The sequence below is a fragment of the Candidatus Pelagibacter sp. genome (assembly GCF_052046145.1).
GTDB lineage: Bacteria > Pseudomonadota > Alphaproteobacteria > Pelagibacterales > Pelagibacteraceae > Pelagibacter.
This window is the reverse complement of the sequence record NZ_JBNGZR010000001.1, coordinates 391,275-408,759: the sequence shown is the minus strand read 5'-3', so window position 1 is coordinate 408,759 and position 17,485 is coordinate 391,275. Positions and strand designations below refer to the sequence as shown.

The window sequence follows — 17,485 nt, the reverse complement described above, 5'->3', positions numbered from 1 at the left end:
CAAAAAAAATTCATTTAAATAAACTGAAATTTTAAAGGAGAGAAATGGCAATAACATATCTTAAAAGATCACCTAAAACTTCATCTACAGATGATACTAAAACAAGAGAAATAGTTGAAAATATTTTAAAAGACATTGAGAAAACTAAAGAAGAAGGATGTAAAGAGCTTTCTAAAAAATTTGATAAATATGAAGGTGATGTAATTGTTTCTAAAGAAAAAATAGAGGAAATTAAAAAAAATTTAGATCAAAAAACAAAAGATGACATTCAATTTTCCCATGAAAGAGTAAGAAAATTTGCAGAAGCACAATTAAAAAATTATGGTCAAGATTTTGAGGTTGAGTTATCTGATGGTTTGTTCGCAGGTCAAAAACTAATTCCAGTAAATACAGCAGGGTGTTATGTGCCTGCAGGAAGGTATGCCCATATAGCTTCAGCTGTCATGAGTGTGACAACAGCAAAAGTAGCAGGGGTTAAAAATATAATAGTCTGCAGTTCTCCTAAACCTGGTGTTGGTGTACATCCATCAATTGTTTATACAGCTGATTTATGTGGTGCAGATGTAATTATGAATTTAGGTGGTGTTCAAGCTATTGCAGCAATGACTAACGGATTATTTGGAAATGCACCAGCTGATATTTTAGTCGGTCCTGGAAATCAATTTGTTGCAGAAGCAAAAAGACTTTTATTTGGAAAAGTTGGTATTGATTTATTTGCTGGACCTACAGAAATTGCAGTAATTGCAGATGAAACAGCTGATCCTGAAATGGTTGCCTACGATTTAGTTGGACAAGCTGAGCACGGTTACAATTCTCCAGCATGGTTATTTACAAAAAGCAAAAAAATTGCTGATTATGTATTGCAAAGAGTTCCAGAATTAATTGAGGATCTACCAGACTTGCCAAGAGAAAATTCTGGGGCAGCATGGAGAGATTATGGTGAGATAATATTATGTGATACTGACGAAGAAATCGCAAAAGTAAGTGACGATTATGCACCGGAGCATTTAGAAGTACAAACAAAAAATTTACAGTGGTATCATGATAGACTTAAAAATTATGGTTCTTTATTTATCGGAGAAGAAACAACTGTAGCTTACGGGGATAAATGTTCAGGTACAAATCATATTTTGCCAACTAAAGGTGCCGGAAAATATACGGGTGGTTTATTTGTAGGAAAATTTATCAAAACACTTAGCTTCCAAAGAATGAGTAAAGAAGCAACTAAAGAAGTGGGAGCAGCTTGTGCTAGAATTTCTAGATACGAGGGCATGGAAGCGCACGCTCGAACAGGTGATGTTAGATTAAGAAAGTACGGTTTTTCAAACTAATTTTTATTAAGTTTTAAGTCTAAGTAAAGAGCTGCTGACCAAGAAAAATTTTTTGCCCCCATTGGTTGACCGCTCTTACAGCTAAAATATTCAAAAAATCCTTTTTTTTCAAGTATTTGGATAGTTTTGTTTTTTATTTTGTCAGAAAATAACCTATCTTTATTTTTTAATCCTTTATAAATAAACCAATTGCAATTAATCCAAACAGGTCCACGCCAATATCTTTTCTCCTCAAAACTTTTATGGTTTGATTTGATTGACGAAAAAAAATATTTTTCTTTTAAGTTATGTTTTTTAAGATTTTGAATTAGTCTTTTATTAATTTTATCATTATTTAAATCAGCAAATAATAAAAAATAATTGGTTATTGATGGAATATAGATCTTTTTATTATTTTTTATATCTTTTGAAAAAAAAGTTTTTCTTTTTTTATCATATAATTTAAGAAAATTTTTTTCTGTCACTTTGATATAATTATCAATTTTTTTTTTGTTTAATCCAAATGTATCCAATAATTCAACGAGATCTTTGTTTGCTTTTAAAAAAATTGAATTAAAACCAACATCTACAACATTAAAAAATGAGGATTTATAAACTTTTTTTGGATTATATTTCAATTTTCTTAAATTGTTTTTGATTGTTACATACCTATCATAATCAATATCTAGCGGTCTAAAATCTGGATTTACAACTTTATTATCAGCTCTTTTATATTTTATATTTTTCTCAATTTTTACTTTATTCATAGGTTCATCCCATATAGGAGAATTATCATATCCACTTTCCCAAGGATGTAAAATAGATACTAAACCAGTTTTTTTTGGATCTCTAAATTGAATAAACCATTCATGAAATTTTTTAATTTTTTTAATTATTTTTTTTATATTTAACAATTGTTTTTTATTGATTTTATTTTTATTTAAAATTTCTTTTAAAATTGTTGCTAATATTGGTGGTTGAGTTATTCCAGATGAGTGGATTTTATTACCACAATTCCATGCTGTATAATTTGGGTAATAATTTGTTTTTGTGTTATGAAATAAAATGTGAGGGACCATTCCATCCTTCCATTGTCCATCTAACAATGTATTTATTTCTTTTAATGCAAAGTTTAAATTAAAATAAGAATACCCTAAAGCTATAAAGCCAGAATCCCAATTCCACTGAGCAGGATAAAGTTTGTTGTTGGTTGGTAAGGTATAACCCTTTCTTCTATTACCAATTAAAGTTTTTTTTGCTCTATTAATTGAGACTTTCATTAGCCTTTTACACTCCCCGCTGTTAAACCACTAACTAAATATTTTTCAAAATAAACAAATATAAAAAGTACAGGCAATGTTACTACAACTGATCCTGCCATTAAATATTGCCTTGGGGTTTCGGCATCACCACTTAAATATTGAATTGCTCTTGATAATGTAAATGAGTTTGGATTATCCAAAAACATTAACGAAAACAAAAACTCATTCCAGGCAATCATAAATACATATAATGCAACAGAAGAAATAGCTGGAATACTTAGAGGAATTATAATTTTTATTATAATTCCAAACCAACTTAATTTGTCTAAAATTGCAGCTTCCTCTAATTCTTTTGGTATACTTTTGAAGTATCCTTGTAACATATAAATAGCTACCGGGAGTGTTGTTGCCGTATAAACAATTAATAAACCCTCTATTGAATTACGTAAACCTAATTGACTAAATATTGTATACAACGGAATAACAAGAACAATTGCAGGAAACATATATATTATAAGTATAGATGTAGATAAAAATGTTTTTCCAAAGAAATTTAATCTTGCAACTGCATAAGCAGCAGGTATTGCAAAAAGAAGAGTGACAATAACAGTGCCGACAGAAACAATAGTACTAATCAAAATATATTTTCCAAATTTATAAGATTTAAAAATTACAAAATAAGATTTAAATAAATCTTTTATATCTTGACCAAAATTTATACTAAAATCTAAAGGATTCACTAATAATGCTATTTGTGTTTTAAAACTTGTTACTAACATCATGTAAAATGGAAAAAGTATTACAAATGAAAAAAATAGAATTCCAAATAAAGTTAAAAAATCAAATAAAATTACTTGAGTAGAGTGCTCTTCTTTTAAACCTATAAAAGTATATTTGCTAATTTTATTGGTAAAAAAATATAATATTAAAAATACCCCTACATTATACCAAATTGGTAATTTTTGTATTAAGTAACCATCACAAAAAACGAATATGGAAGAAAAGATGATAGATTTATAAAATGATTTAATTCTATCGCCTATTACTAAATGAGCTAATGATATTAAAAAACCAAATATAAAAATTATTTCTATATTAAAACTATTAATACTTAAACCTTGTAATGTTGATAATATTTTCCAAATCGAAATTAAAAAAATTAAAAAAAAAGTAGATATCAACGAAAATAATATTGTATTTTTAGTTCTCATCTACTCTTTTTCCTAAAAGTTTAAAATAAAAAAACATAAACATTAAGAGCAATACAACGATTACTATTGAAACAGCTGAGCCCATTCCAATGTCTGATATTGCAAAACCTTGTTGATAAACATTTATTGGTAAAGTTCTTGTTCCTGATGCACCTCCAGTTAATAAAAAGACATCCTCAAATTTATTAAAATTCCATATAAATCTAATCATGAATAAAATCGAAATTACTGCAGTTATTTGAGGGAGTGTAATATTAAAAAATTTTTGAAAGGGACTAGCCCCATCAACATCAGCTGCCTCATATAATTCTTTTGGAATAGCTTGAAGTCTTGCAAGAATAAATAAAAAAGCTAGAGGGAAATATCTCCAAATTTCAAACATTATAACTGTTGTAAGCGCTAATCTTAATTTAAAATCAAAACCCAAAATACTAATTTCAATATATTTTTGTCCAAGAAGGTTTATTGGAGTTTCAATAATTTGATAATTTAATAATAAACTATTTAATGTACCGCTATTTGGGTCTAGTAAAAGTTCCCAGGTATAAGCTAAAGCTACAACTGGAGCAACATAAGGAAAAAGCAGAACACTTCTCATAAATGTTCTTCCATAAAATTTTTGATTTACCATTTGAGCTGTTAAAATCCCAAATATTATTGAGCCAACAGTTCCAAAAAATGTGTAATAAAAAGTTGTTAGTAATAAATCTATAAATTCATTTTCAAATAAAACTTTTTTAAAGTTTTTGAGAGTAAAGTTAGTATTAAGCAATATGTTGTCAGATTTCCCCTCTAATTTTGGTTTAATTGATTTAAGATTTTTTTTGTCTATTTTAGATCCATCATTTGTTGCAAATATTACTTGGAAATTTTCTCTATATTTAGCGGGCCAATTTCCAAATTCACATTTTAATTTATACTTTTCGTAAGAACATCTTGGATCTAAATTTTCAATTTCAAAATTTTTTGGAAAATTATCTTGAAACGAAACATCTCTAATTTCTTGAATTAATGAACTATTTCTTAACTTATATAATATTTTTATTTTAGTAGGTTCATCAGAAATAGATTTTACAATTTTTTTTGCTCTTGGTTCTGGAATCCGAATATCTTTTAATTCAACTTCTTTAAAACTAATCCAAATATTTGCAAAAATTGGAAATAAAATTATTGAAAAAACTAAAAGAACTGCAGGTAAAGTTAGTATGTATGCAGTTTTTTTTTCTGTATTTGCTAGAGTGTCATTCATAAAAAAAGCGGATAATTTATATTATCCGCTTTTTTATAAAATTAAAATTATTTGAATTTAGCTAATGATTTGTTAATCATATCAACAGCTTCATCGACATCAATTTGATCATCAATATAAAGTCTAGTAATTCTATTTATAAATTGAGAATTTATGACTTTTGACGCTCTTGATAGTTCGCCTTCTTTAACACCCCATCTATTTGCAGTATCTAAACCAGCTACAATGTTATTAATAACATCTGGGTCATATAGATCTGATAAAGGAGCTTTTCTATCAACTCCAACAGGTAGTTTACTCCAAGCTTTTGTGAAAGCCTCAGGGTCACTAGAATTTCCTCTTCTTACTGGAAATTTACCTTCAGGAGCTATCGATAAAGTGCTTGTGTAACCTTCATCCATTGAGTACATGATAAATTGTTTAGCTTCATCTGTATCAGCATCAGCTGTTATACCAAAATATCTAACATCTGCCCATGCAGCACCTTTCTTATTACTAGGTCCACTAAAATTAGTAATGAAACCAGTTTTAGAAGCTAGCTCAGGTGATGTTGGATCACTGTTAATTGTTGGTGGAGCCGAGTCTCTTAAACCTGCAAGCTCATCCATGATAAATGGAGACCAAATAATCATTGGAGTTTTTCCTGCAAAGTAAAGTGCTCTAGATTGTTTCCAGTACAATTCACCTGGAGGACTTGCTTTAGCAATTACTTTATAAAACTCTAATGCTTCTTTTAGTTTTTTACCTTGTTTCTTGATACCACCCTTTTTAACAATATTAACCCCATTTGCTAAAAGAACGTGTTCTAAAACCTGACTCATGAAATTTTCATCAGTTTTAGTTGCAGCAACAAAACCAAACATTCCGTTTTGTTTTGATAGCTTCTCAACAGCAGCTACGATATTTGCATAACTTGTCGGTGGCGCTAAATCAGCATTTTCAAAAAGATCCTTTCTATAAACAACCATTTGTGTCCATCCATCAACTGGTACGGCTGCAATCTTTGAACCTTTTTTTGCCATGTTAAGTGCACCTGGTGCAAATGTATTTTTACCTAATTCTTTAACAACAGCATTGTTAGCATCCACATCTAATATTCCTGCTTCAGCCCATGGCAATACATATTGAAGAGTATGGTAGATCACGTCTGGTAAATCACCTGCAGCAGCAGCAGCTGTAGCTCTAGTTCCCAAATCTTTTTCTTCAACCGGGATGACCTCTACTTTAATTCCTGTTTTAGCTTCAAAAGCTTTTGCCATTTCCTCTTGCTTAGCCATTCTGGCAGGCTGAACTTCTGTAGTCCAAAACTTTATGTCTGCGTAAACAATACTTGAAATAAAAAAAGATATTACGCAAAACAACCTTATTATATTTTTCATTTCCCCTCCTATTTATAGTTAAAACTATATTAATTTGAGAATGTTTCGCAAACTACTCACTGTCACATATCAGGTATGTGTTAGTCTCATAGCAAATACTAAAAAATTGGGGAAAAATTGAATTTTGTCAATTGTAAGTTGTGCTAAGATTTTAGTCTTTTTCCATTTTCATCAAAAATGAAAATGTCATTTAGATCAAATCCAATTTTACTTCCAATTTCTATGTTGCTCGGGATTTTGGCACTTAATTGATGTTCCTCTTTTTTCATGTAAGCAATTTTTTCATTACCTAAGTTTTCAATTAATTCAATCTCAGGATTAAAAGTAAATTGATTTTCTTGATTTGCTTTTAAGTGTTCAGGCCTAATACCTATAAAGTGTTTTGATTTGTTGAGTTTTAACTTATTAAACATTATATCATTACCTAATAACTTAATTTTGTTATCAGAAATTACGTTTTTTTCATCAATTTCTAGAATATTCATTTTGGGTGTACCAATAAATTGAGCCACAAAAATATTTGCAGGGTCATTATAAATTTCTTCAGGAGTTCCAACCTGTTCAATGTTACCTTGATTTAGAATAACTATTCTATCTGCTAAAGTCATAGCTTCAACCTGATCATGAGTAACATATATCATGTTGGTTTTTATTTGATTGTGTAATTTTGATATTTCCACTCTCATTTCAGCTCTTAAAGCGGCATCCAAATTTGACAACGGTTCATCAAATAAGAATATTTTTGGATTTCTTGTGATAGCTCTTCCTATTGCTACCCTTTGTCTTTGACCTCCTGATAATTGTTTTGGTTTCCTCTCAAGAAGTTCTTCAATTTTTAGAATTTTTGCAGCTTGCATAACTTTTGTATTGATTTCTTCTTTTGGTCTTTTTTCTATTTTCAAACCAAAAGACATATTTTCATAAACATTCATGTGAGGGTAAAGTGCATAAGATTGAAAAACCATTGCAGTTTGACGTTTCGAGGGATGAAGTTCATTAATTTTTTGATCATTAATAAAAATTTCACCTTCATCTATTTTTTCTAATCCAGCAATCATTCTCAATAATGTTGATTTTCCACATCCTGATGGTCCAACAAGAACAAGAAACTCATCCTCTTTTCCTAAAAGATTAAAATCAGTAATAATTTTGTTCGATCCAAATGATTTATGTACACCAGTAAATTTTATATTTGCCATTATTATTTTTTAGGTATTTAGAATATCAACTCCAATTTGTTTTAATATATGGACTATATCAATTGGAACCCAATTTTCACGAATTTTTCCTTCATCATGATGATAAAAGTCCATAACTCTCATGGTTACTTTTTGATTTTCAGATTTATAACCTAGCCAATCGTCAGATCCATATATAGCTTGAATACTATTCCATCCAGCAGTTAAAGAAAATTTTCCATCCCCTAATTCACAATAATGACCAAGTTCCCAATAATTTCTTTCTTTAAAAGTTTTTCTAAACGGTAATTGATGATTATCTACAAATCCCTCTAAAGTTCTTGCAGTACCAATTCCACTTGGTCCATACCAAATCATTTTTTCATGCCAATAATCACTTTGTGGATGATTGATTAATCTTTCTTTAAGATCCTTGTCAGAAGATACTTCTAATTCAGGTTTTATATTTAAGCTTCTCTGCATAGTAAGTGACTGTTCCAAATTATTTATCGAAATTTGCATATCCTTTTCGAAAAAATTAACACCATCAGTATTAATTGGGTTCAACCAATTGCCTTCAGAGCCTCTTGAATTATTTAATGGATTTGTTCCAGTTTGAATTAATAGATCTATTAAATCAATTAAAATATAACTCTCAATAATCTTGTTATCCTTTAGTTCGTGAATTTCACAACATTTTAGATTTATCATTTTATTGTTTGGTTTGATACCCAACCAAGTTTTTTTAAATACACCTGATAAAGTAGAAATTGTTCCGACCTGAATTTTGTCCCTAAAAGCCCCACTAATTACTAACTGTTCTCTTCTTTCAAGATCAGGAAATGAGTTAAACAATGGTTTCCAGAAATTTTCCTTAAAATCATGAATTCCAATAAATTCATTTAATGGATAGAAACAATTAATACTAACATCTTTAGAGAACATATTTTGAAGGTTTTGATCGAGCCTGGAGATACCCTCTTTTACTATCGTACCTAAATATTTTCTAACAACCTGTTTATAATTATAGTTTTCCTCGGGAGTTATAACTATTTTTTCTACGTTCTCCTGACCCTTAAGACCTGTATCAAATTGTTCTATTTGCATAAATTTTTTGTTAGATAAATTTAGTATCACAAAATATAGTTTAAAAAAATATGAATAATCGATTAGCTAAATTTGAAGATCTTATACCAAGCACTTTACCATTTGTTGAGGGGAAGCTTGAGGGACACAAAGAAAGAAAAAATTATTCCATTGTAGGTCCTGGAGTTGCAGAAGACAGTAAACAATTCGTTAAAATAGCAATGCCCCATAGCTTTAATCTAGGTGCCGTCTCTGCATTGCCAAAAAATGGCTCAGGCCTGCACAGTCATACAACTGCTGAAGTTTTTATTATTTATTCTGGCAAGTGGAGATTCTATTGGGGCGCTGAAGGTAAAGATGAAATACTTCTAAGTGCAGGGGATATAATTTCTATGCCAACAAATATGTTTAGAGGATTTGAGAATGCAGGAAATAAAGAAGGATTAATTTTTGTTGTATTAGGTGGAGATGATCCTGGAATAATAACTTGGGTTCCAAGTGTCTTAGAAAAAGCTAAACAGACAGGAATGGCTCTTTTAAATGATAATTCTCTAATTGATTTATCTATAAATGATATTCCTAAAGACAAATCTTTACTAGAACCAATTTCTTCTGAAGAAATTAAGAAATTTGATAATTACAAATTAAATGAACTTGAAAAATATATTTTTAAATTTTCTGACAGAATTAATTATGAAAATAAAATAAATGATAATTTTAATTTAATTCAAGTATTAGGCGGCACTTTTCAAGATAAAAACTTAAATCCTGTCATAAATCAGAATACAGGTTTTAACTTATCAATTTTAAAAGCAAAAAAAGGTAAATTAGAAAATTTGAAATTTTTAAAGCCCACAATAATGTTCTCGCAAAAAGGAAGTTGGCAAATAAAAATTGATGATTTTTTAATAAAACTCAATCCTAGAGATACAATTTCTATTCCAATTAATTCACAAATAAATATTGAAATTAATGATGATGAAGAAAGTTTATTGAACTGTGTAACTCAAATCTGATGAAAGGGTTTGACAAAAAATATAAAAGTTTTCCTGATTTTATACTGAAGATTACAAAACAAATTTGGGAAGGTAAAGACGTTAACTCTATAGCAAATTTTTATACCAATGATATTCCTGTAAGATCTCCTTTTGGAGTTACTTATGGAAATAAACCAGTTATTGATGCAACGTTTAAAACATTAAAAGAATTCCCGAACAGACAATTATTGGGAGAAGATGTTATTTGGAATAGAAATAATGATGACGGTTATCATTCCTCTCACAGAATTTTAAGTAAAGGTACTCATCTTGGAGAAGGTTATTACGGTAAACCAACAGGAAAAAAAATTTATTATAGAGTTATTGCAGATTGTGCGTGTAAAGATAATCAGGTTTACGATGAGTGGATTGTAAGAGATCAAGGTGCTATGGTGAGACAGATAGGTTTCACTCCTAAAGAATTTGCTCAAAAAATTATTGAAAATGAGGGTGGATTAGAAAAAGCACAAAAATTATTTAATTCTAAATCTGATATGAGTTCAGATTATAAACCAAGCCCAATACCACAAAACTCTGTTGGAATAAAATATTCAAATATACTTAATAAAATATTCAAAAATGATTATGATTTTTCTGATTATGCCAGGGCAGCAAGTATTTACTGGCCAGGTAATAGAATTGGACATGGTAGAGAGGATGTTGTGAAATTTTGGAAATTAATAAAGGATGCTTTAGGTAATATAAAATTTTCTGTTGAACATATTGGATACTTAGAAGAACCAAATAAAAATTATAAGGCATCAATTAGATGGTTTTTAGAAGCTGTTCATTTAAATGACACCTCTGAATTTGGTAAAGCGACAAATAAAAATATTTTTATAATGGGTATTAATCATGCAGAAATATGTGATGGAAATGTTATAAGGGAGTGGGTTTTATTTGATGAAGTGGCGATCTGGAAACAAATTTTAATGAAATAATTTATGGTCAAAATTAAAACAACACATGTTGGGAGTCTACCAAGATCAAATGAATTATCAGATCTTTTATTTAAGAAAGATCAAAAGCAAAAAATAAATTTAGATGTATTTGATCAAATAATTAGCAGAGATGTGAATGAGGTTGTTAAAAAACAAATCGATGTAGGTATAGATTTTATCAGCGATGGTGAAATGTCTAAAATAAGTTATGCTACCTATGTTAAGGACAGAATTGATGGTTTTTCTGGCGAAAGTGAAAGAAAAGCGCCAAAAGATTTAGATGATTTTCCATCTTTTAAAGAAAGAATAGCAAGAACAGGTGGAACACCCACCTATACAAGACCTTGTTGCACAAGTGAATTAAAAATAAAAGATAAGACTTCACTTTCAAAAGATATTAAAAATTTTAAAGAAGCATTAAATAAAAATAATCATAAAAACGGGTTTATGAATGCTGCTTCACCTGGTGTTATATCTGCATTCTTACCAAATAAATTTTATAAAAACGATGATGAGTATTTAGAAAATTTATCAAATGTAATGAAAACAGAATATGAAGAAATTACCTCAAATGGAATAAAATTACAGTTGGATTGTCCTGATTTAGCGTTAGCTAGACACATGACATTTAAAGATTTTTCTGAAAATGAATTTTTGTTAAGAGCTGAAAAACAAATTGAATGTCTTAATAATGCAATTAGTAATATTGATAGTTCAAAAATAAGACTTCATATTTGTTGGGGTAATTATGAAGGACCACATATACATGATATTGGCCTAGAAAAAATAATGCCGATAGCATTAAAAGCAAATGTACAAACTTATCTAATTGAGTCATCTAATCCAAGACACTCTCATGAATGGCAAATATTTGAAAATTTGAAAATCCCAAAAGATAAAATTATTGTACCAGGAGTAATAGACTCTACAACTAACTTTGTTGAGCATCCAGAAGTTGTGAAGCATAGAATTTTAACATATGCAAAAGTGATTGATATAGAACAACTATTAGCTGGCACTGATTGTGGATTTAGTACCTTTGCTGGTTTTGGAAATGTAGATGAAAATATAGTTTATAAAAAACTCGAAGCACTTGTAAGGGGCTCAGAGCTTGCGTCAAAAGTGATTTAATTATGTCTTTTATTCTTTTTGAGGAATAGATATAGTTTTTAAACTTAAATTATAATTTAACTAACAAAATAGAGAGAAAAATATGAGAAAAATACTAGTTACTTTATTGTTTCTACTATTTGGGACTTCTGCTTTTGCAGATTGTAACATTAAAAGTGGTTCAATAAATATTTTGGCTAATGATTTTCCTGCATTAAGAACTTTCGTCGAAACTTCTAAACAATGTAAAGGAAGTGCTGATTTTAAAGTGACTCATTCATCTGAGCATAACAAAATCGCAGTGCCAGCATTAACTGCAAATCCTTCTGAGTTTTCTGCTAGGATTGCAGCTAACAGTTCAATTGTTCCTTTAATGAACCAAGATTTAATTAGACCATTAGACGATCTTGTTAAAAAATATGGTAAAGGAATTCAGGACTCACAATTAATCACAATTGATGGAAAAGTAATGGCTGTAGCTTTTATGGCTAATACTCAACACTTATACTACAGAGAAGATGTTTTAAAAGATCTTGGTATAGCAGTTCCAAAAACATACGAGGAAGTAGTTGCTGCATCTGAAAAAATTAGAGCTTCAGGTAAAATGCAATATCCTTATGCCGCTGCATATAAAGCAGGTTGGAATTTAGCAGAAGAGTTTGTAAATATGTTTATTGGTCATGGTGGTGAATTCTTTAAAGCTGGAGGTGCGCAACCTAACATTAATAACGCAAAAGGTGTTGCTACTTTAAACATGCTTAAAAAATTATCTGAACTAAGTAATCCTGATTACTTAACTCACGATAGTGAAGCTATTAAAGTTGAATGGGAGTCAGGTAATGTTGCATTAATGACATTGTGGGCTTCAAGATCAGGTACTCTTTTAGATGATGAAGGAGATCCAAACATTACTAAAGCAACAAAACTAACTGGACCAGCTACAGTGGGTGGTGGAAATATTCCAGCAGCTACATTATGGTGGGATGGTTTCACGCTTGCTAAAAATAGATCTGATGCAGACGCCGAAGCAACATTTAGAGCTTTAGCACATGCTGCTTCAAATAAAAAAATGGTTGCTGACGCCGCTGACCAAGCTGTTTGGTTAGTTGAAGGATTTGTTCCAGGACCAAAATCTATTGGTGTAATTGAAGCTGTAAAAATGGGAGCAAAACCATATCCAATGTTACCGCAAATGGGTTTAATGCATGGTGCATTAGGAAGTGAAATTGTTGAATTTTTACAAGGAAAAGAATCTGCAGAACAAGCATTGAAAGATGTTGAGGCTGCTTACATAAGTAAAGCTAAAGAACAAGGCTTTCTATAAAATATAAAAACTTTTAAGTGGGGATTAATTCCCCACTTACTCAAAATTTAATGCCTAATAAAACTTTTTTTTGGTTTTTTTTACCAACAGGTTTAGCAATGATCCTGTTTATTGGGCTACCAATCATTTCTACAGGAATTCAATCTTTTTATGCTCAACACGACCAAGTAGTAAAAGAAGTTAAAAAGTGTGATCCTTTTGGTTGCACCGTTTCAATAGTTGTAGATAACGAAGAAACTACAAAATTAAGAGAAGCAAAGCCACTTGGTAAATTTAATGGGTTTGGAACTTATGTAGATAGAAATCATCTAGCTATTGATGAAATTAAAAAATTTTGGAATGAAACTGAGAGTTTTGTTGGTTTCGTAGATCAAGTAACCAATCTTCCATTTTACAAAGCATTAATATTTACCCTAACCTATTGTTTGTTTGTTACACCAAATGTTCTCTTATTAGGATTTATTATTGCTTTAAGTTTAAACGCAGTTGCAAGAAAAATTAGGGGGCCACTAATTTTTGGTACAATATTACCGATGATAGTTACACCTCTAGTAGGGTCTCTTGTATTATTTTGGATGATAGACTCTCAAGGAATTATTGGAGCTAATATTCAAAATTTAATGAATGATCCGTATTTATCACTTAAATCCTCTAAAACATTAACCTGGATAACTATTATTATATATGGAATTTGGCATCATTCTCCTTTTGCATTTGTTGTATTTTATGCAGCTCTTCAAACAGTTCCACAAGAACCAGTGGAAGCCGCAATTATTGATGGTGCATCAAGGTTTCAAAGAATTAAACATATAGTGTTACCACATATTTATCCTGTAGTTACTTTTGTAGCTTTGATTTCATTAATGGATAACTTTAGAGTTTTTGAGCCAATAATTGGCTTTAGTGCTGAGGGCAGTGCGCAATCATTATCATGGTTAATATATGACAATTTGGTCAATGAGGAAGTAATATTATTTGGATCTGCTGCAGCAACCTCAATGATGACAATTGTTGGTATAGCAATTTTATTAGCACCAGTTTTAATTAGAACATGGAAAGAATTTAAGACAGCGAGATAATTATGGATTATGGTTTAGATAAAAAATCAACAAGTTTAAAAACTTTTAACACAATATTTATTATTGTTTGGCTTTTAATTGCTTGCTTTCCTTTCATTTGGACTTTTTGGGGATCATTTAAAGTTAGAGCTGATTTTTTTTCAAGATCAGATTGGTGGTATGCAATTTCTGCTTTTAACACTTTAATTGAAACAGGTGGAAAATTTACCACAGACGCATATACCCAAGCTTGGACTGAAGGAGAATTTTGGAAAGCTTCAAAAAATACAATAATTGTAACTGTATTTGTCGTTAGTATTTCTTTGTTTTTAGGAACACTTGGTGCATATGCGCTTTCAAGATCAACTGAAAGATATGCATTTTGGATATTAATTGCAGCATTAATATTTAGAGCAATGCCTCACATTACTTTAGTATCCGGATATTTATTTCCATTTTTTCAATTACAAATCTGGGGTATTCTTCCCACAACTATAGTTGTATTAGTAGCAATTAATCAACCATTTACTTTATGGTTACTATATTCATTTTTTAAAACGGTACCTAAAGAACTTGATGAAAGTGCTTTAATAGATGGATGTTCATACTTTCAAGCATTTAGACATATTATCATGCCAGTGATGTGGCCAGGTGTAATTACTGCGGGATTATTTAGTTTAATGCTTGCTTACAATGATTTCACAGTAACTGCATTACTTTTAAACCAAGAAAATCATACCATGGTTCCAAAAATTCAAAGTTATTTAGGAACAAATCAACATGAAGGAAATTTAATGTGGGCAGTTTCTGCTGTTGTTTCAGCGACAGCTCCTCTATTTATGTTGGTGATGTTTTTTCAAAGACAGGTTATTAGTGGTTTAACTGCTGGGGCTGTAAAAGGTTGAAGTATTACAAAGCTTTACTTTTTGGTTCTATTGGATCAATTGTCGAAACTTCAGAGATTCAAAGAAAGTCATTTAACAAAGCATTTAAACAATATGGGCTTAATTGGAATTGGACTAAGCGAGAGTATTTAAGCTTACTAAATAAATCTGGGGGAAAAGATAGAATATCTAGATACGCAAAGAAGAATAAAGAAATTGTAAACTCTACATATTTAAGAAATTTAAAAACTAAAATATTCAATAATTATCTTAAAAAAAACCAGCTTAAATTAAGACCTGGTGTTAAAAATTTAATTTTATTCTGTAAGAAAGAAAAAATAAAATTAGCTTTTGTCTCATCAACATCTACAAATAATATAAATGCAATATTATATTCATTGAGAAATTCAATAAATAAACAAGATTTTAGTTTTGTAGGAAATTCAAAATTAGTTAAAAAATTTAAACCAAATCCTGCAATATACTTGCTAGCGCTTAAAAAACTTAAGCTTAAAGCTAATGATTGTTTGGCTATTGAAGATACACAAGAAAGCCTAAATTCAGCTAAGCGAGCTAAAATAAAATGTATAATTTTTCCTGGAAAATTTCATTCTTCAAGAAAATTTAGTGGAGCTTTAAAAAAAGTTTATAGACTGAATAAAAATATTATTCTGAGATAAATTTTTTTACTAAATTATTAAATTGATCGGGCTGTTCTAAATGAACATTATGAGCACAATCCTTAAAAATTTCTAAACGACTATTCTTAATATTTTTGTTTAGTGTATCAACCTGATCAAAATTGTACGATGTATCTTTATCCCCCCAGATAATCAAAGTTTCATTCTTTATATTTTTTAAATTTTCTTTACCTCTCCAATTTTTCATTGCCAACAAAGCATTATCAGCGGTCTCTAAAGAAACATCTTTAACTGCTTTTTTGCATAAATAATAATTTTTATCTTTATCTCCTTTAACAAACCATTTTTTTGGAACTCTAGAAAATGAAACCTCAATTCCATCTTTTTTTAATTTTTCTCTTGTTTCATCTATTGTTTCAAATCTACCAGGTATTTCTCCAATTGATCCGGTAGCAAAACAAATTAATTTATTAACTCTATCACCAATTAGTTTTGTAATTTCTTGAACAATCATTCCTCCCATTGAATGACCAATTAAATTGAATTTATCTATCTTTTTTTGATCTAACACATTTATAATTTCTTTAGCCATTTTATTAATAGAATCTAAAGATTTTAAGTTATGACTTTCTCCAAATCCTGGGAGAGCTGGAATTATTACACGATAATATTTTGAAAAAAATTCTTTTTGAAAAGTCCACATTTCAGATGAGCCTAAATAACCATGAACTAAAACAAAAGGATACCCATGGCCTAAGTCATCTACGTAAATATCACTCATGATATTTCCTTAATAATGAATAAAGTTAAAATAGACATAAAACATATAATAAAAATATTAATTACTTTCCAAATTTTTTTACTATTAGCATACTTCGATAAATAATTAGATAAATATCCTAATATAAAAAAAAATAAAAATGATGCTATAGATGCACCTACCCCAAATAAAATTTTTTGGTTAAGTAAATAATTTTTAGAAAAATTTCCAAGAAAAAAAACTGTATCTGAATAAACATGTGGATTTAAATATGTAAATCCTAAAGTTTTAAATACAATATTTAATTTTGAAATATTATTTGTCTCAGTACTAAAATTAATATCAGAATAATGAGATTTTATTTTTTTAAAAATAAAGTGAAGTAAAAATAAAATTAAAAATAAATTTAAAATTAATTCAATTAAAGAGTTAAAATATTGATTAAAATAATGGAAAAGAAAAATACCCAAAAAAATTAATATCAAATCTGATAAAGAACATATTAAGCAAACAATAAATATATGTTGTTTTTTTAAACCTTGCTCAATAACAAAAATATTCTGGGCACCTATTGCTAAGATTAAGCTGATCCCAGTAAAGAAGCCTAATACCAGGTATTCCATTAGGCTTTAAGGTTACTCTGGATTCGCCGTTAATGTTTTAATTTCTAGAATATTTTCGTTTGGGTCTTTAACGAAGAAAGTTTCTTGCTCGTATTTTGTTCCTTTAAATCTCAAATAAGGTTCGTCGTAATACTTAGTTCCACTCTCTTTTAATCTTTGTTTTAGAGCATCAAAATCTTTTCTTGATAAATGAACTCCAAAATGAGGAACTGATACATTGCCCATATCAACATCGTGTCTTTCACTGTCAAGTTTGTGTTCACTTTTGTGAAGAGTTAACTCATTGCCCCAAAAATCAACATCTGCCCACTCTTGCGCTGAGTTATCTAATCTGCATCCCAAAGTTTCACTGTAAAATTTTTTTGCAACCTCTAAGTCTCCACAAGGGATAGCTAGATGAAAACAATTTGTGTTTTTATACATATTAACCTC

The 17,485-nt window shown here is 29.5% G+C and carries 17 protein-coding genes; 8 read left to right on the top strand and 9 right to left on the bottom strand.

All coding sequences use genetic code 11. The features are described from left to right. Positions 1-44: 44 nt before the first annotated feature. Entirely contained in the window at positions 45-1,331 is a 1,287-nt protein-coding gene (gene hisD, locus ACTT88_RS02095; protein WP_440907721.1) for a histidinol dehydrogenase, read from the top strand. On the opposite strand, the gene ACTT88_RS02090 is transcribed toward hisD, so the two are convergent. The 6 genes from ACTT88_RS02090 to ACTT88_RS02065 all read right to left on the bottom strand — a co-directional run bounded on the left by ACTT88_RS02090 (position 1,328) and on the right by ACTT88_RS02065 (position 8,696). Next, entirely contained in the window at positions 1,328-2,590 is a 1,263-nt protein-coding gene (locus ACTT88_RS02090) for an MGH1-like glycoside hydrolase domain-containing protein (protein WP_440907720.1), read from the bottom strand. The genes hisD and ACTT88_RS02090 overlap by 4 nt on opposite strands. After that, positions 2,590-3,783 (bottom strand): carbohydrate ABC transporter permease, encoded by a 1,194-nt coding sequence (locus tag ACTT88_RS02085; protein ID WP_440907719.1) that lies wholly within the window; start codon positions 3,781-3,783, stop codon positions 2,590-2,592. The genes ACTT88_RS02090 and ACTT88_RS02085 overlap by 1 nt, the downstream gene beginning before the upstream one ends. Beyond that, positions 3,773-5,032: a carbohydrate ABC transporter permease gene (locus ACTT88_RS02080; RefSeq protein ID WP_440907718.1), complete on the bottom strand. Its 1,260-nt coding sequence runs from the start codon at positions 5,030-5,032 to the stop codon at positions 3,773-3,775. Before ACTT88_RS02080 ends, ACTT88_RS02085 begins: the two co-directional genes overlap by 11 nt. A 47-nt stretch (positions 5,033-5,079) precedes the next feature. Then, a complete protein-coding gene (locus tag ACTT88_RS02075) occupies positions 5,080-6,411 on the bottom strand; it encodes an ABC transporter substrate-binding protein (protein ID WP_440907717.1) in 1,332 nt (443 codons plus the stop codon). Between the two features lie 143 nt (positions 6,412-6,554). After that, complete coding sequence (locus ACTT88_RS02070) at positions 6,555-7,610, bottom strand: ABC transporter ATP-binding protein (RefSeq protein WP_440907716.1); 1,056 nt, start codon at positions 7,608-7,610, stop codon at positions 6,555-6,557. A gap of 9 nt (positions 7,611-7,619) precedes the next feature. After that, the gene (locus tag ACTT88_RS02065) at positions 7,620-8,696 is read right to left on the bottom strand and encodes an ester cyclase (RefSeq protein WP_440907715.1); all 1,077 of its coding nucleotides are present in this window, start codon (positions 8,694-8,696) and stop codon (positions 7,620-7,622) included. A gap of 50 nt (positions 8,697-8,746) precedes the next feature. Here ACTT88_RS02065 and ACTT88_RS02060 point away from each other — a divergent pair, with 50 nt between their 5' ends. The 7 genes from ACTT88_RS02060 (at position 8,747) to ACTT88_RS02030 (ending at position 15,709) form a co-directional block, all read left to right on the top strand. Then, positions 8,747-9,691 (top strand): cupin domain-containing protein, encoded by a 945-nt coding sequence (locus ACTT88_RS02060; RefSeq protein ID WP_440907714.1) that lies wholly within the window; start codon positions 8,747-8,749, stop codon positions 9,689-9,691. Beyond that, a complete protein-coding gene (locus ACTT88_RS02055) occupies positions 9,691-10,653 on the top strand; it encodes an ester cyclase (RefSeq protein WP_440907713.1) in 963 nt (320 codons plus the stop codon). The genes ACTT88_RS02060 and ACTT88_RS02055 overlap by 1 nt, the downstream gene beginning before the upstream one ends. Positions 10,654-10,656: 3 nt before the next feature. Next, positions 10,657-11,784 (top strand): cobalamin-independent methionine synthase II family protein, encoded by a 1,128-nt coding sequence (locus ACTT88_RS02050; protein WP_440907712.1) that lies wholly within the window; start codon positions 10,657-10,659, stop codon positions 11,782-11,784. An 82-nt stretch (positions 11,785-11,866) separates the two neighbouring features. Next, positions 11,867-13,087 (top strand): ABC transporter substrate-binding protein, encoded by a 1,221-nt coding sequence (locus ACTT88_RS02045; RefSeq protein WP_440907711.1) that lies wholly within the window; start codon positions 11,867-11,869, stop codon positions 13,085-13,087. A gap of 50 nt (positions 13,088-13,137) precedes the next feature. Next, positions 13,138-14,166 carry a carbohydrate ABC transporter permease gene (locus ACTT88_RS02040; RefSeq protein ID WP_440907710.1) on the top strand — a complete coding sequence of 343 codons (1,029 nt, stop codon included), beginning with the start codon at positions 13,138-13,140 and terminating at the stop codon, positions 14,164-14,166. Positions 14,167-14,168: 2 nt separating this feature from the next. After that, positions 14,169-15,050 (top strand): carbohydrate ABC transporter permease, encoded by an 882-nt coding sequence (locus tag ACTT88_RS02035; RefSeq protein ID WP_440907709.1) that lies wholly within the window; start codon positions 14,169-14,171, stop codon positions 15,048-15,050. Continuing rightward, the gene (locus tag ACTT88_RS02030) at positions 15,047-15,709 is read left to right on the top strand and encodes an HAD-IA family hydrolase (RefSeq protein WP_440907708.1); all 663 of its coding nucleotides are present in this window, start codon (positions 15,047-15,049) and stop codon (positions 15,707-15,709) included. Before ACTT88_RS02035 ends, ACTT88_RS02030 begins: the two co-directional genes overlap by 4 nt. Here ACTT88_RS02030 and ACTT88_RS02025 read toward each other — a convergent pair. Genes ACTT88_RS02025 through ACTT88_RS02015 form a run of 3 tightly spaced genes read right to left on the bottom strand, consistent with a single transcriptional unit; the run spans position 15,696 to position 17,476 of the window. Further along, on the bottom strand, positions 15,696-16,451 hold the full coding sequence (locus tag ACTT88_RS02025) for an alpha/beta fold hydrolase (RefSeq protein WP_440907707.1): 756 nt from the start codon (positions 16,449-16,451) through the stop codon (positions 15,696-15,698). The two genes, ACTT88_RS02030 and ACTT88_RS02025, sit on opposite strands and share 14 nt — an antisense overlap. Next, on the bottom strand, positions 16,448-17,053 hold the full coding sequence (locus tag ACTT88_RS02020) for a LysE/ArgO family amino acid transporter (RefSeq protein ID WP_440907706.1): 606 nt from the start codon (positions 17,051-17,053) through the stop codon (positions 16,448-16,450). The genes ACTT88_RS02025 and ACTT88_RS02020 overlap by 4 nt, the downstream gene beginning before the upstream one ends. A 12-nt stretch (positions 17,054-17,065) precedes the next feature. Next, positions 17,066-17,476: a VOC family protein gene (locus ACTT88_RS02015; protein WP_440907705.1), complete on the bottom strand. Its 411-nt coding sequence runs from the start codon at positions 17,474-17,476 to the stop codon at positions 17,066-17,068. Between the last annotated feature and the right edge of the window lie 9 nt (positions 17,477-17,485).